The sequence below is a fragment of the Streptomyces sp. Y309 genome (assembly GCF_056712025.1).
The window spans coordinates 2613634-2629257 of sequence record NZ_CM160048.1 but is presented as its reverse complement, the minus strand read 5'-3'; the positions used below and the strand labels follow the sequence as shown (position 1 = coordinate 2629257).

Below are 15624 nucleotides of genomic sequence, written 5' to 3'. Positions count from 1 at the left end.
CCATGCGTTACTCGCGGTCCTCTGCGGTCGAACGGCGGCGCAGGGCGATCAGGGCTCCGCCGCCGGCGAGCACCACCGCGGCGACGGCGATACCGATGATGACACCGGTCGAGCTGCCACCATCGGAAGAACTCTTCCCACTCGCCGGTACCGCCGACCACCAACTCCAATAGCCGTCCTGTCCGTAGATGTTGCCCGCGGCCGACGGCATGGTGGTGAGCGACTTGATCTGGTCCGTGCGGTAGGCCTCCACGGCGTTCGGGTACGCGATGACGTTCATGTAGCCCGAGTCGTACAGCCACGACTCCATCTGCTTGACGATCTCGGCGCGCTTGGCCGGGTCGTACTCGGCGAGCTGCTTCTCGTACAGCTCGTCGTACTTCTTGTCGCAGATGAAATTGTCCGTCGCGGCGCTCTCCTTGGCCTTCTCGGGCAGCGCGGCGCAGGTGTGGATGCCGAGGACGAAGTCGGGGTCGGGGTTGACGGACCAGCCGTCGAAGGCGAGGTCGTACTCACCCGCGTACCAGGGCACGGACACGTCGTCGAGGCAGTTCACCTTGAGCCCGATGCCGAGGTCGCCCCACCACTCCTTCAGATACTTCCCCACGGCTTTGTCGTTCGGGTCGGTGGCATGACACAGAATCCGGAAGTCGAGCGGCTTTCCGTCTTTCCCGACCCGCTTTCCGCCCTTCTTTTTGTACCCGGCCTCGTCGAGGAGCCGCGCCGCCCGCTTCGGGTCGTACGTCAGCTGCTGGTCGGCGGACGGCTTCCAGGAGTACTCGGAAAAGCGCGGCGGAATGTACCCGGCACCCTCCACCGCGTTCCCCTGGAACACCTTGTCGACGATGGTCTTCCTGTCGACGGAGAGGAAGAGGGCCTGGCGGACGCGCTTGTCGAGCAGGGCGGGGTGGCCGTCGCCGAACTTCTTGCCATCCCGGGTGCGGGCCCCCGGGTTGGTGGCGATGGCGAAGAACCGGCGGCCAGGGCCGTTGTTCACCTTGATGTCCGACTCGCCCTTGAGGCCGTTCGCCTGAGCGGGCGTCAGCGCGGGCTGGCCCGCGACGAAGGACACCTCGCCCTTCCTGAGCGCCGCGACCGCGGCGTCCTGGTCCTTGTACGTCTTGAAGACCAGCTCGTCGAACTTCGGCGCGCCGCGCCAGAAATTCTTGTTGGCCTTCAGCTTCACGTACTGATCGACCTTGAAGTCGCTGAGAATGAACGGACCGTTCCCGACGACCGGGAAATCCTTGTCGTTGTTGAACTTGGAGATGTCGTCGACCTTCTCCCAGACATGCTTGGGAACGATCGGGACGTCCAGCGCCGCCATGGTCGACTGCGGCTTCTTCAGCTCGATGACGAGCTTGGTGGGGGAGGGGGCCGTCACCTTCTTGAAATTGGTGACGAAGTTGGAGTTCGCGGAGGCGGTGCCCTCCTTGGACATGATCTTGTTGAACGTCCAGGCGGCGTCCTCCGCCGTGGCCTTCTTCCCGTCCGACCACTTGGAATTCGACCGGATGGTGTACGTCCACGTGAGCTTGTCCGCCGACGGCTCCCACTTGGTGGCGAACGCCGGGACCGCGTGGTTGTCCTTGACGTCGTAGTTCGTGAGGTACTCGTACGTCAGCCGGTGGATGCTGGTGCTGAGCAGGCGCTGCGCGATGAACGGGCTGAGCGAGTCGACGCTTTGCGCCACCGCGACGGTGAGGGTCTTCTTCCCGTCGTCCTTGGCCTGGGCCGGCCGGGCCTCGGCCTGCTGCGGCGCCGGGTTGAGCGGGGTCGCAAGGCCTGCGGTGAGGGTGAAGGCGGCGGCCGCGGCGGCGGCGAGGAGGCCGCGGGGGCGGCGGGGGCGGCTCGTGCGCCGGGCGCGCGGGGTGTTGGGGGCGCGACGGGGCTGCCCCGTTTCCCCTCCCGGGGCCGCTGATGATGACCGTGTTCTGCCGTGCTGATCTTGTGTGTCCATGGATCGGTGACCTCGCGTCATCGCTTGCGCAGAGATGGCTGGTTACGGCTACGTGATCAAGGAACGTCGGTTGGTTGATGTGTGTGTATCAGCGCCGGTCATCGCGCGTCAACGGCCGGTGAACCCCATGTGGCCTGCGGAAATAACGAGTTGACCGGGATTTCATCCGCATTGGTCAAGACCACTGACGCCGCGCTGGTCGGGGGGTGGCAGTTGGTGGGGGGCAGGGTTTCCGCTGGCGGGGGCTGTGACCCCTCCCCCGCTGTGGGCAGTCGTGCCGCAGGGCGGCACGGGTGGGCACAGCCCCAGGCCGACGGTGCCGATATGTAGGGGGGCGAGCAACGCCAAGGGCCCGCACCCCCGGAGGCGGTGCGGGCCCTAACGGCTGACGGCAGTCCTACTGCTGCGGCGGCTGGACAGGAGCCTGCGGCGGCTGAGCCGGAGCCTCCGGCGCCCCACCGCCCTGCGGCACGCCCTGCCCCGGCACGGGGTAGCCGTACCCCCCGCCGGAGGACGACTGCGCCTGCCCAGGCCCGGACGCCTGCCACCCCTGCCCCCCGCCGGAAGGCGCAGGCGGCACAACCCCACCCGGCCCACCAGGCCCACCCGGGGCCCCCGCCCCGTACACCTGCCCCCCACCCGGGGCATACCCCTGCCCCGGCATCGGCGGAGCCACCCGAGGCGGCGGGTTACCGTCCGAAGTCCACAGCCCTTGAGCCTGCTGCGCCCGCACAAAGTCCTCGGCCACCATCGCCGAAAGATTGAAGTACGCCTCCCGCACCTTCGGCCGCATCATGTCCAGATTGACCTCGGCCCCGGCGGCCAGATGCTCGTCGAAGGGCACGACCACCACCCCCCGGCACCGCGTCTCGAAGTGCGACACTATGTCGTCCACCTTGATCATCTTCCCGGTCTCGCGCACTCCGGAGATAACGGTGATGGACCGCGACACAAGGTCCGCGTACCCGTGCGCGGACAGCCAGTCCAGCGTCGTGGACGCGCTGCTCGCCCCGTCCACGGACGGCGTGGAGATGATGATCAACTGGTCGGCGAGGTCGAGCACCCCGCGCATCGCGCTGTAGAGCAGCCCGGTCCCGGAGTCGGTCAGGATGATCGGGTACTGCTTGCCGAGTACGTCGATCGCGCGCCGGTAGTCCTCGTCGTTGAACGTCGTGGACACGGCCGGGTCGACGTCGTTGGCGATGATCTCGAGCCCGGACGGCGCCTGCGAGGTGAAGCGCCGGATGTCCATGTACGAGTTGAGGTACGGAATCGCCTGCACCAGGTCGCGGATGGTCGCGCCGGTCTCACGCCGCACGCGTCGCCCGAGCGTACCGGCGTCCGGGTTGGCGTCGATGGCGAGGATCTTGTCCTGCCGCTCGCTGGCGAGCGTCGAGCCGAGCGCGGTGGTCGTGGTCGTCTTGCCGACGCCGCCCTTGAGCGAGATGACGGCGATCCGGTAGCAGGACAGGACAGGCGTACGGATCAGCTCCAGCTTCCGCTGCCGCTCGGCCTCCTCCTTCTTGCCCCCGATCTTGAACCGCGAGCCGCCGGCCGGCCGGTTGCTCTTCGCCTTCTGCTTCTTGTTGTTGAGCAGCCGGTCGGAGGACAGCTCGACGGCGGCGGTGTACCCGAGGGGCGCGCCCGGGTTGGTCCGCTCCCGCTGATCGTGCTGCACGGGCTGCGGCCAGGCGGCTCCCGCACGGGGGTCGACGGGCGGCGCCGCTTGACCGGCGGCCTGCCCCTGCGGGTACGGCTGCTGCTGCCCCTGCGGGTACGGCTGCTGTCCCTGCGGGTGCTGCTGGGTCGGGGGCTGGGGCTGGCCCTGCGGGGGGCCTTGCTGGGCGGGCGGCAGGGGCTGGCCCGGCTGGGCTGCGGGCAGGGGCTGGTCCTGCGGCTGAGCGGGCTGCACAGGCTGCGTGGGCGGCAACGGCTGCTGGCCCTGGGGCTGCGGGAACGGCCCCTGCTGGAAGGGCTGTTGGGGCTGCGGCTGTGCGGGCTGCGGCTGGTACGCCCCCGGGAACTGGCCCGGCACCTGCGGCTGCTGCCCCTGGCCGTACTGCGCCTGGTGCGGCAACTGAGGCTGGGCCTGCGGTTGGGGTTGCGCTTGGGGCTGGGCCTGAGGTTGTGCGGCTTGCTGCGGCGGTACGGGGGCGGAGGGCTGGGGGGCCTGCTGCGCGTCGGCGGCCGGGGCCGGGGCCGGGGCTGGAGCTGGGGCCTGAGCCGGAGGCATGGCTTGCGGCTGCTGCTGAGCCTGGGGGAACCCGTAACTGCCCTGCGGGGCCGGGGAGTCGGGCGCACCCGAAGCAGCGGTCGGGCCGGGGGCGGGGAAGCCGTACCCGCTCTGTGGGGGAGCGGAGGTCTCGGCGGCCGGGGCGGGCGCGGGCGGCTGCGCGGTGGGCGCGGACCAGGCCTGCGGCGCCGGCGGCTGCGGGGCCGGGTCCTGTGCTGCCGGGGCCTGCGTGGTCGGCACGGGCCACTGCGGGGCGGAGGTCGGCGCGGCAGGCTGGAACGCGGGCGGCAGCGGCGGAAGCCCGCTTTCCGGCGCGGGCGGCGGCGGGGTCCACGCGGGCGGAACGGAGTCCTGTACGTCATCGACGCGGGCGGCACCGTCGGGCTCGGGCTCGGGCTCAGGCTTGACCTCGGACTTGGCCTCGGCATCAGCATCAGCCTCGGGCTCCGACGTCACGTCAGGGACGGAGTCCTGAGGCACAGCATCCTGAGGCGAGGCATCGCCATCGCCGACCTGGCTGGCTGCCTCAGACGCAGACTCGCCCTCACCATCCTCCGCGGCGTCGACGAGTGAACCGGCGTCTGCTTCACCAGCATCATCGCCATCCGCGTCAGCACCGACAGGGACCTCTGCAGCAGCTGCAGCAGCATCCTCGGCAGCCGCACCGTCGGCGGACGAGCCGTCGGCGGACGAGCCGTCGGCGGACGAGCCGTCGGCGTCCTCGCCTCCCGCGGTCTCGCTCGCACCAACCTCGTCGTCGGCCGCGTCACGCTCACCGGCCGCGTCACGCTCGGCCATCTCACGCCGCAGGGCGGCGGGGGAGAAGCGCATGGTGGCGCCACTCTCGAGGTCACCACCCCCCAGGCTCTCGGCGACGGGGGCGTCCTCGCCCTCACCGCTCCCGTCCCCCACATCACGTACCGGAACAGAGGAAGCGACCCCCGCGACGGCACCGTTCCAGTCCGCCGCACCACCGGAAGCGGGCGGCGTCAGGGGCGCGGGCGGCGCGAGCTGGAACCCGCTGCCGACGGGAAGCTTGGGCACGGCGACGGCCGAAACACCGGAAGAAGCATCCGCCCCCGAAGAAGCATCCGAACCGGAAGAGGCCTCGAACTCCCCGGACTCCCCGGACTCCGCGGAACCGGCCGGAGCCGGAGCCGGAGCCGAGCCGGAGGTGGAAGCAGCAGCCGCCTCGGAGCCGGAAGAAGAACCCGAAGAAGAACCGGACGAAGAACCGGACGAAGAACCGGACGAAGAACCGGAAGAAGCAGAGGAGGCGGGCGCCGCGGAGGGCGTCTCCCCCGCACTGCCGGACGCGTTCTGCGTGTACCAGGCGGGAGGGGCGTAGTCGATGGTGAACTCGCCCGTCGTCTCGGCAGCGGACTCCGCGTCGGACTGATCGTCGACGGGTGTGTCCCAGCCGCCGCGGATCTTGTCCCGATCGCTGTTCACAATGCCTCCTGGTGTGGTCGAGCACGCTCGTGCCGTGGTGGGGGGCGACCGTTCCTGTCGTCCGATCCGCCTGGCTCTCCCCGTGTGCGGGACGCGCACACCCCCCTCGCGGGTTCTGACATCGCGCCCTGTCCCAGCCTAATCACCAAAAGCACGAGCACGGCAGGCCAGTCCACCCCACGTTCGCAGTCCCGTACGCCACCCTCCACTCAACCCCGGCCAGCCCGCCCCAATCCCCCTGAAGCCATCAAGTCACCCCTTATCCACCCCAAAACCCCACAAGCGCACCCGCCCCGAATCCCGGCCCGACTGAGAACCGCACCCACCCCACGCATCAATCCATCCGCCGAGCCGTCCCCAACAACCCGTTCTCCGCGTCGGTGGCCCGAGTCATCACGTACTGCCGGTCGCGCTCGGCGCACCACAGCGTCACGCCGTCGGCGAGCGTCGGCAGGGACTCCACGTCCGCGCGGGGCAGCCCGAGGAGCCTGCCGACCTGGGCCGCCTCATCGGGCGAGACCCGCTGCACCCCCACGAGCCGCGCCTGCCGGACGAGCCGGGGGGCCACGGGACTCAGATACGGCAAGAGCGTCAGCACGGACTGCCAGGGCCCGGACACGACGCGCCCCCGAGGCGGCCGCATCCCACAGTCCCGCACCACCAACACCGGGCTCCCGGCCGAAGCCCCCTGCGCCGGCACCCGCCCCACGTCGTGCACGGACATCCCGCTCGGCCCGACCCCGAGCGCCTGCACGAGCTGCGCCCATGCCGTCGCACGCCCGGTCTCCACGGCCACGCGGGCGCCGGTGGCCGCCGCCCGCAGGGCGATCACCTGCGCGGTCCAGAGCCCGCCGATGAGCAGCACGTCATAGGGGGTGGGCCGGTTGAACCCGAGGACCGCGGGTTGGTCCTGCGCGTCCACGCCGACGACCACACCGTCGTCCCCTATGGGCAGGGCGAGCGCGTCCACTTGCCCGGCTGCCAGGGCGTGTTGACCGTGGCGCGGCCCGAGCAGCCCGAACCCTCCGCGCACGACGGCCCGCAGCCTGGCGCCCGCCGACGGCGGCGGAGGCGTGGGGCTCGATGCGGAGCCGGGGGTGGTCGATGTCGTGGCCATCAGCGAGTTCCCCCGAGCGGCAGAGTGGCGAGCATGCCGGGCAGCTGTTCACGGTCGAGCCGCACGAGCCCGGCTCCTGACTGCCGGGCGCCCTGCTCCAACGCGTGCCGAGCCGCCTCCAGTTCGGGGTCGCTGCGCCCCGTCACACGTACGTGGCCCCGTATCGAGACCTCCCGCTGTCCGTCGCGTCTCAACGTGAGGCTGAAGGTGGTCGCGAGAGTCGGAACGGCGGTGAGGAAGGTGACGAGCTGAGGCAGCGTCACGCCGGTCGCGCCGCCCAACTGCGGCCAGCGCCGTACCCAGTAGGTCGTGTGCCGGCGGTTGTCGCAGCGCCATGCGCGCGCGGACTCCTCCGTACGCCGCTGCGGCACTTCGTCGCGGCCGGACTGTGCCGTCACCAGTGGATTGGCGCAGGCCGAGGTCGCGATCGCGGCGGCCAGTTCCTCCTCGCTCAGGGCCGACGCCCGAAAGCCCTGGCCCGCAAGCCGACTTGCCAGATGGTCCACGGCGCGCATGACGCACTTCTGCGCTCCGGCGAGCCCGCCGCCACGCGCCTCCACGGCCTCGGGGCAGAGCTCCGGGGCGAACTTCAAGGCGATCCACGTGATACGCACCGCAGGCGCACCCGTCTGCGCTTGCAGGGGTGCGTAGTTGCTGACGGCCACGGACTGCTGGGGGAGGTGAAGTGCGGGCGCGGGCTGAGTGTGCAGCACGATCTGTGCCGACTCCAGCCGGATCCCGTCCACTTCGAGGGTGTCCCGCACCAGGCCCAGGGGCAGAGGTCGGCGGCTGTGCTCGACGCGCAAGGCGGTGCCGTCCGACTCGATCTGCAGCACGGCGGACAGGAAGGTCCCGTCGCCCACCATGCCCACTTCGCGCCGGTCCCGACCGCGATGGGTGTACGTCCGCAGGGACGGGTCGCACTCGAGAGCCGGAGCGAATGCGGGGTCCGTCCCCGCTGGTATCGGAGACTCGGCCGCGCGTCGGCCGCGATCCCTCAATGCTCGTGAGGTACCGAGGAGTTCGGGCAGCGAGCGCCCGTGGCGGCGTACGACAGCGAGCAGCACAAGAACTGCCGCGACGCCCGCCGCGAGCCCCATGGCCGACGGGCCGCCCACGACCCAGCCGGTCACCAGCAGAGCGGCCGCGACCTCCACGAAGACCAGCCGTTGCAAGCGAAACGGCCCTAACCGCGCCGATGGCGGGCGGAGGCGCAGGACGACGGCTCGCCCGGACTGCGGCGCATCCGGGGCGACGGCCCCGGGAGACCCTTGAACTCCGGGTCCCGACCGCCCCCGTACCCGCGTCCGTGTGCCGGAAACCATGAGCCCACCCCCGGTTGAATCTCCCGAATTGCCCTGGTGCACAGGGCACTTGAAACCCCGAAACCTAACCCACCCCACACGCGCGATTACACAACAGGCATAGTAGAGGCTCGGTCTGACAACTGAGGGGTGGGGGCCGAGCACCCCCCAGCGACGACAGGGGGAAGCAGCCGCACATGGCATCACGCCGCGACGAACTCAACGCCTACACCTTCGCGAAGCGCCGCGCGCTCGCCGCCTTCATCCAGCCCTCGCCCTCGGGCTCGGAGGAGAGCGCCCCACGCCCCCTGCGCGCGGTGGTGCCCGGCCTGATCGTCGGGGTGGTCGTCCTCGCGGTCTTCGGCGCGTGGGGAATGTTGAAGCCCGCGGCCAAGCCGGGCTGGGACAAGCCCAAGGAACACGTGATCATCGCGAGCAAGTCCACCACCCGCTACGTCATCCTCAACACCGACGGCAAACGCCAGCTGCACCCGGTCCTCAACATGGCGTCGGCGAAGCTCCTCCTCGACGCCGGCAAGGGCGATGTCATCAAGGTCGACGAGTCCGTCCTCGACAACGGCAAGCTCCCGCACGGCGCCACGATCGGTATCCCCTACGCCCCCGACCGCCTGCCCTCCGCCTCCGAGGCCGGCGCCGCCAAGCGCTGGGCGGTGTGCGAGCGCCCCGTCCAGGGCGGCCGCGCCATCCAGAAGGCGGCGTTCGTGCTGGCGGCACGCGAGCGGGACAGGACCGACGGCAGTGAACGGCTGCGGGGTGGGGAGCTGTTGTATGTGGTGGGGCCTGACAAGGCCCGGTATGTGGTCGATGCGCGCGGGAACGCGTACCGGATCTCCGCGGAGAACGAGCTGCTCCTGCGTACGGTCGTGGGCTCCACCCGTCAGCCGCAGCGCGTGTCCAGGGAGTGGCTCGCGACCCTGCGGTTCGGCGACCGGATCGTCTTCCCCGATGTGGACGGCGTCCCAGGGGCCGATGCCAAGGTCGAGGGTCTCCAGGACCGGGCGGCCGACAGGGTGGGCATGGTTCTCCGGGCGCGGGACGGGGACACCTGGCGGTACTACGTCGTCCTGCCCGGACGCGTGGCACCCGTCTCCGACTTCACCGCGCACTTGCTCCTCAGCAGCGACGAGCTGAAAGGTGTGGGGCAGGGGGGCAACGCCCGCGACATCAGCGCCGCCGACATCAGGCCCGACTCCGAGGAGTTCGGCGCGGAGCACACGTGGCCGACCGAGCGGCCGAGGACGCCCCGCGAGGCCTCCACCGCGCCCGACAGCCGCAACACCGTCTGCAACGTCCTACGCCACGTCGACGACGACGGCTCCACCACGCTGAGCACGTGGACGGGCCCGGACTTCCCGGCACCCCTCCCCACCGGCTCGTCCAGCGCGTACGTCACGCCCGGATCGGGCCAGCTCTACCGGCAGTTCACCGGTACGGACACGAAGTCGGGCGGAGTCTTCCTGGTCACGGACACGGGCCTGCGGTATGCGATGCAGTCCAACAGCGACAGTGCCACGGACGACGCGGGCATCGGCACCTCCAAGAAGCAGCGCAAGCAGCGGAAGCGGCAGGAACAGCAGGACCAGGAGGCCCAGCAGGCCCAGACCCGCCTCGGCTACGGCGACGCGGAGGTGGGCCGGGTGCCCGCGGCGTGGGCCAAGTTCCTCCCCACGGGCCCCCGCCTGTCGACGGCGGCGGCACGGCAGCCGCAGGGTTCTTGAGGGCTTGAGGGAGTCCCACGATGTCGTACACATCTCCGGCCCGCTGTCCTCGCACCCACTCATGGGCGCGGACGGCGGCGACGATGGCCGCCGCCCTGGTTGTCATCGCGACGACCGTGACGACCGCGACTCCCGCTGCCGCGGAGCCGTTCTCCCCGGACCAGTGCGAGTTCCCGTCCAAGAAGTACGCGGGCCGACCGTGGTCGCTGCAGCGCGTCCTCCTCGACGAGCTCTGGCGTCAGTCCACGGGCAAGGGCATGCGAGTGGCGGTGATCGACACCGGCGTGGACATCAAGAACCCGCAGCTCAAGCATGCGGTGGACGCGTCCAGCGGTGGCAACTTTCTCGCCAAGAACCTCAAGGACGAGAACGGCAACAAGCTGGATCGGGGCAAGCCGAACGGCACCACGGACACGGTCGGCCACGGCACGCGTGTAGCGGGCATCATCGCGGCGCGCCCCGCCAAGGGCACGGGCTTCGTGGGGCTGGCCCCCGGGGCGACGATCATCCCCATCAAACAGAACGACGCGGAGGGCCACGGAACGACAGAAACCCTCGCGCAATCCATCGACCACGCGGTCAAAGAGGGCGCCGATGTCATCAACATCTCGCAGGACACGGCGAACGCGGTGAAGCCCGCTCCGCGGCTCCAAGAGGCAGTGAACAAGGCGCTCGACAAGAACCGCGTGATCGTCGCCTCGGCGGGCAACGACGGCCTGGGCGGCAACGTCAAGCGGACGTACCCCGCTTCGTACGAGGGCGTCCTCGCGGTCGCGGCATCGGACCGCAACAACGAACGGGCCCCCTTCTCCCAGTCGGGCAAGTTCGTGGACGTGGCGGCTCCCGGCGTGGACATGATCTCGACCGTCCCGGGGGACGGGCACTGCTCAGACAACGGCACCAGCTTCGCGGCCCCGTACGTCGCCGGCCTCGCGGCCCTCATCAAGGCCAAGCACCCCAACTGGACGGCCCGCCAGATCACCGCCCAGATCGAGCAGACCGCCGAACGCTCCATCGCGGGCCACGACCGCCTGGTCGGCTGGGGCGTGGTCGACCCGGTCCGCGCCCTCACGGAGGACGACCACCCGATCGAGCGACCGACGTCCCGCGAAGGCGTCGTACGCGGCAAGGCCCCGAGCGCCGCCGAGCTACACCTCGGCGAAACCGCAGAGGAACGAACGGCCCGCCTCTCCACGTACGTGGCCGTGGGGGCGCTGGTTGTGGTGGTGGGGCTTGGTGGGGTGGGGGTTACTTTGCGGGATGCGCGGAGGCGGCGGCAGGGCGGTTGACGACGGGCGTGCCGGCCCCTTTACGGCTTGGGGTGACAGGCCTTCGACTGTTCGACTTGTTTGGTGTAGGCCTTGATGAGTTTCCCCATGGTGCGGGAGTCTTCACGGTCGCGTGTGAACGATTGAATGATGGTGAACAAGCGCTGATCGGGGTGCGCCGGGTCGGCACAGTCATTGGTTCTGCCGGCTGCCCCCACGCCTGCGTACAGATACTTCTCATTCTCTGTCACGTGGTCAGGATCCCGTCGGACAGAAGATGGGGCCGCGAAGAGAAGGTCCTCTCTTTCTGAGATCCATTCCTGGTCGGCGAACATCGCTACCTTGCTTTTGTCCACGATTACGGTACATCGCTCGGTCCCCGCGTTGGGGAACGATCGCTGCGCGGATACCTGGTCTCCCGGCGGCAGGAACGGCGACAGCAGGTCCGAGTTCACGTCGACGCCGCACAAAGAGTCCGGGGCCGCGTAGTTTCTTTCCTCCTTGTCCCCGTCTTTCGAACATCCTGCCAGCGCAGCTACCAGGGCTGTCGCGGCCCCCCAGATAAGGGTTCGCTGGAAACGGCCTGAGAATCTAACCCGGTCGTGACGCAGGCTCAAAAGAGAAATCCTCTCTCTGCAGGGGGCGATTCTAGATATCCGTCTTAAGGTCCGGAGCCATGGCGTTCACGCTCGACTCCGACAGCATGAATCCGCGTCTCGCAGCCCCGCGTGACCATTCTCCGGCATCGGGGAGGTCAGTCCTGCGGTGCTCCTTTGCTGCTCGCTCTGCAGCTGTCTCGACATACTGGGCGCTTTCCTTCATGCCTGCATCCCAGCTCTCGCCCATGATGAGCCCGGCATCCCCTTTGGCCTTTCCTTCCGCGTTCTTGAACAAATCCTCAAGAACTGCACTGGTTACCGTCTCCGCCACTCCGCCGACCACCGCCCCGCCGACCGGGCTGGCGATATAGGCGGTGCCTACGCCAATACCAGTACCGATGCCGCCTGAGATCCCGTCCTTCCACCGCGCCACGGACTCCTCATAAGCCTTGTCCTTTTCCGCAGCTTCCCCTGCGACCGCCTCCGCCCGCCCCTGCGCAAGGGTCCCGGCCACTTCGCCGGACCCATTGGCCACGTTCTCGACGACGAACTGCGGATTCTGTGCATAACGCTGGTCCGCCGGAAGCGCGGGGTCGAGGTGGTGGGCCATGAGCTGCGCCATGTACGACTTCTGGCCCACTTCAACTGCCGCGTAGCCCTCGGGATGCTGGCCCACGGTGAAGAGGAAACGGGTCACGTCGCGATGCTGGAAGTCCGCCGGTTCGCCGACGATCGGGAAGAGCCGGTCCGTATCCCCGTCCGAATCATTCGTCATCGAGCGGTTCATGTCGTGCAGGTACTCGGAAGCCATCTGTCCGAAGCTGTCTGCCATGTAGGGATGTTCGGTGAGGAGCGTGTTGTTCCGGGAAACGGAGGAGACGACGCTCTCCATGAGCCGGGCCTGTTCCGCGGTGTGGGGCGGGGTGTCGGCCGTGGGAAGTTCACCCGCCGGGTGACCGGTCGTGCCCGCCTCGAGTGCCAGCGCCAGGTTGTTCCGCCCGGTGTTGCTGGGCTCGCCGTCGGGGCTTTCCTCGGCAGGCCAGTCCCGCTTTTCAAACAGGTACTGAAAGTTCGAGACCTCTGTGTCCTGCCCATCTCCCTTCGACGTGAAAGTGCCGTTGAGGAAAGGCGTCGCCGCACCGGGACTGTTCGACAAGCCCTTGAGGAAACCCGTCATAGGGTCCCAGCCCGTATCGCTGCCGGTTCGGTTGAGGTACGGCGAGTTGGGGGTGCTCCGCCACGCCCCACGCTCGCCGTTGTCGGTCAGCCGCTTCTCGGTCTCCATGAGTGCGTTGCCGTAATTGTTCAGGAAGCTGTCGTCGTAGTCGCCCCACCGCATGAGGTTGCTCATGACCTGGAACCCGAGGGGGCCGCTGTTGGTGCGGACGGGCTGGCCGCCCTGGTCCACCATCTGTCGCGTCCAGTCCACCATCCCCGCAGAATCACTCTGCGTGGCGGACGCGAGAGTAAGGCTCAGATACTTCTGCAGGTCGCCGAACTTGCCCTGGCGGTGGTCGTTCAAGTCCGGGTTGGTTCCGGGCTCATTGACGCCGGCCCAGAACTCCAGCGTCCCCTTCGCCCCGAGTCTCGTGGCAAAGCGCTCCGAGAAGAGCGGATCGTGCGCGTACGCCTTCAACCCGCCATGCAACTTGTCGAACTCTCGGACCGACAGATCCTGCGGATCCTTCTTGGCCAGCTTCGACAGTTCGTCGGCCTTCTCCACGGCGGCGACCGCACTGTCCCGGTCCTTGTACTTCGCCTCGGAGAAGCCGTGCGTACTCTGGTCGGCGATCGCCTTGAGGACCTTGCCGGCCGAAGTGTCGCTCTCGGTGGCGTCATCGAGGATCCGCTGGATCTCGTCACGCAGCGCGGTCACATCACCCTCGCTGTGGTCGGGGAGGTCGGTTCCCTTCCCCGCGCGATCGGGGTGGATGTTCATTCGTACGGTGAAGCCCCCGCCGCTCGTCGGGATGACCGTCAGATTCTTCTTCAGGCCCCGTTCGATGGCGTCGTTGAGCTGACGATGGTGGCGCTTCAGCTCGTCCCGAGTGTCCAGCAGAATCCTGTGAATGGACTTGGCCTGCGTGTGAGCGTCCTGGAACTCTCCGGCGGTCTTGCCGATGAACTCCTTTGAGACAGTGGCGTTGACGCCCGCCCAACTCGCCCTGTTTGCGGCGCCCCGAAGCCCTTTGTCGGCGTCCCTCTTCAACTCTTCCAAGCTGTCCACCAAGGTCGACCAGTCGTCGACAGCGTCATCCAACGCCGCGAATTTGGCGAATCGGAGCGCGTCGAGATCCATCAGTCGTCCTTCTTCTCGCTCGGCGGCGGCAGATACACGGGGTTCTTCTCGCCGGGCTTACCGACCCGCTCGTCGAAGCCGGCGTCAAGGACGTCGATGCGGCTCAACTGCCGTCGGATGTAGTGCTCGTCGCCCTGGTGCAGCTTCTTCGTGACGCGCATGTGGTTGGAGATGTGAGCGCACGCGTCTGTGAGCGACTTGAGCTGCTCCTCCCAGCGCTTCGCGACGTGCTGGAGCCCGCCCCCGAGCGCGAAGCCCTGCTGCGCAAGGTCTCCCGCGGCCTTGCGGCTGCTGGGGATGGCGACACGCGCCTTGTCGCTCAGTCGGTCGAAGAGTCCGAAGGCATGCTCACCGATCTTCGCCAGATCGGCTTGGGAAACCGCCAGGTCGCCGTACGCCGACGGCGTCGCTCCGGGGCCACCTCCCATGCCGGGCTCAACTTGGTTGAGTTGCATGCGCGTTGACTGCCGCTCCGCCGCCTGCGCCTTGAGCTGCTCCCACTCTTCCCACGCCACGGTCGCGTGCCACCCCCGTACGTACCGGTTGCTTCCAACGACTGACAGCTTTGCTGCTCAACGTAGCAACTCGCTCGTCATGCCGCCGAGTTGTCTGATTCACGACACCTCCGCGGAGGGGCTCCCGGCCTCTGGGCCAGGCTCTATACGTGTGTGCGAATAGAGCGCGATCATCCGAATGCGTGTCATGGCCAGTTTGCAACTGCCGTGGCGCAAAGGTCGGTTGGATGTGACTCTGAGTGTGGCTAGAGTGACGAGCGTGCGATGGGCGAGTGGCGGGTGGTCAAGGCCCGATGCGATCGCACTTTGAGGCCAACGGGGAACGATGGGGGCATCGTGCGTGAGGATGGCTACATGAGTTCCGCGCCGCCGTCGGCGGGCGCGGATCTCAAGCGTGGGTTAGAGGCGTTGAAGAAGTTCCGGCGCCGCATCGACGCGCTCCTCACCGAGTTCGAGGGATCGGACGGCGGTACGTCCAAGGTCCGCGACCAGAAGATCGCCCGCGCCTCTTTCAGCGGCGAGGCGGCCCCGTTCCCTGAGGCCGACGGCCTCTACTCGCAGTACGACCGGGTGCACGAGCGGCTCACCTCACTCTCGAAGATGCTCGGTGACCAGATCGAAGCCATGGGGATCGCCGTGCATGGCGCGGATGTCGGCTTCGACAACCTTGAGGACGAGTTGCGGCAGCGGTTTTGGGCGATTCAGGCCCAGGTTTGCCGTCCTCAGGCAGCGGACGGGCGTGCGTCCGGCGGAAGGGCCGACGAGCGAGGCGGTCACGGCAGCGACAAGTCGGAATATGGGTGGTAGCGGTGAGCTTCGACGGACATCGCCTCAACGACATGGTCGACATGGTCGAGAGTTCGAACCCCGCCGACCTGGAGAGCGCGGGCCAGGCACTAAAGAAGGCGCGCGACGCGATCGCGGCGGCGGCCGGCGAACTCGGCGAGCACATCGACCGCGTCGACTGGGAGGGTGAAGCCGGGCGCGCGTTCCGCAAGTGGGGCAAGCAACTCGTCAAGGACACACACAAGCTCTCTGACTTCGCTGAGGTCGCCAGCGCGCAGATCGCGTCGGCTGGCGCGGGGTTGGCGTCCGTGCGCAGTTCCATGCCGCCGCGTGACACGCGTACCGACCCCAA

The 15624-nt window shown here is 68.7% G+C and carries 10 protein-coding genes; 3 read left to right on the top strand and 7 right to left on the bottom strand.

The window, feature by feature from the left end; translation table 11 throughout:
- Positions 1–7: 7 nt before the first annotated feature.
- The 4 genes from AC0KTA_RS09730 to eccE form a co-directional block, all read right to left on the bottom strand.
- Positions 8–1960: an ABC transporter substrate-binding protein gene (locus tag AC0KTA_RS09730; RefSeq protein WP_481054718.1), complete on the bottom strand. Its 1953-nt coding sequence runs from the start codon at positions 1958–1960 to the stop codon at positions 8–10.
- A 397-nt stretch (positions 1961–2357) separates the two neighbouring features.
- Positions 2358–5645 carry an SCO5717 family growth-regulating ATPase gene (locus AC0KTA_RS09725; RefSeq protein WP_481054717.1) on the bottom strand — a complete coding sequence of 1096 codons (3288 nt, stop codon included), beginning with the start codon at positions 5643–5645 and terminating at the stop codon, positions 2358–2360.
- 334 nt (positions 5646–5979) lie between these two features.
- Positions 5980–6762 (bottom strand): hypothetical protein, encoded by a 783-nt coding sequence (locus tag AC0KTA_RS09720; protein WP_481054716.1) that lies wholly within the window; start codon positions 6760–6762, stop codon positions 5980–5982.
- Entirely contained in the window at positions 6762–8087 is a 1326-nt protein-coding gene (eccE, locus tag AC0KTA_RS09715; RefSeq protein WP_481054715.1) for a type VII secretion protein EccE, read from the bottom strand. The genes AC0KTA_RS09720 and eccE overlap by 1 nt, the downstream gene beginning before the upstream one ends.
- Positions 8088–8263: 176 nt before the next feature.
- Between eccE and eccB the strand changes: the two genes are divergently transcribed.
- Together eccB and mycP are read left to right on the top strand one after the other, a co-directional pair.
- On the top strand, positions 8264–9805 hold the full coding sequence (gene eccB, locus AC0KTA_RS09710) for a type VII secretion protein EccB (protein ID WP_481054714.1): 1542 nt from the start codon (positions 8264–8266) through the stop codon (positions 9803–9805).
- 20 nt (positions 9806–9825) lie between these two features.
- Positions 9826–11094, top strand: coding sequence for a type VII secretion-associated serine protease mycosin (gene mycP, locus AC0KTA_RS09705; RefSeq protein WP_481054713.1), 1269 nt, complete (start codon positions 9826–9828; stop codon positions 11092–11094).
- A gap of 20 nt (positions 11095–11114) precedes the next feature.
- On the opposite strand, the gene AC0KTA_RS09700 is transcribed toward mycP, so the two are convergent.
- The 3 genes from AC0KTA_RS09700 to AC0KTA_RS09690 are packed head-to-tail and all read right to left on the bottom strand — an operon-like array spanning position 11115 to position 14486.
- Positions 11115–11690, bottom strand: a complete 576-nt coding sequence (locus tag AC0KTA_RS09700) for a hypothetical protein (protein ID WP_481054712.1) — start codon at positions 11688–11690, stop codon at positions 11115–11117.
- A 31-nt stretch (positions 11691–11721) separates the two neighbouring features.
- A complete protein-coding gene (locus AC0KTA_RS09695; RefSeq protein WP_481054711.1) occupies positions 11722–13971 on the bottom strand; it encodes a hypothetical protein in 2250 nt (749 codons plus the stop codon).
- Complete coding sequence (locus AC0KTA_RS09690; protein ID WP_481054710.1) at positions 13971–14486, bottom strand: hypothetical protein; 516 nt, start codon at positions 14484–14486, stop codon at positions 13971–13973. The genes AC0KTA_RS09695 and AC0KTA_RS09690 overlap by 1 nt, the downstream gene beginning before the upstream one ends.
- A gap of 354 nt (positions 14487–14840) precedes the next feature.
- On the opposite strand from AC0KTA_RS09690, the gene AC0KTA_RS09685 reads away from it, so the two are divergent.
- The gene (locus AC0KTA_RS09685) at positions 14841–15293 is read left to right on the top strand and encodes a hypothetical protein (RefSeq protein ID WP_481054709.1); all 453 of its coding nucleotides are present in this window, start codon (positions 14841–14843) and stop codon (positions 15291–15293) included.
- Positions 15294–15624 lie beyond the last annotated feature (331 nt).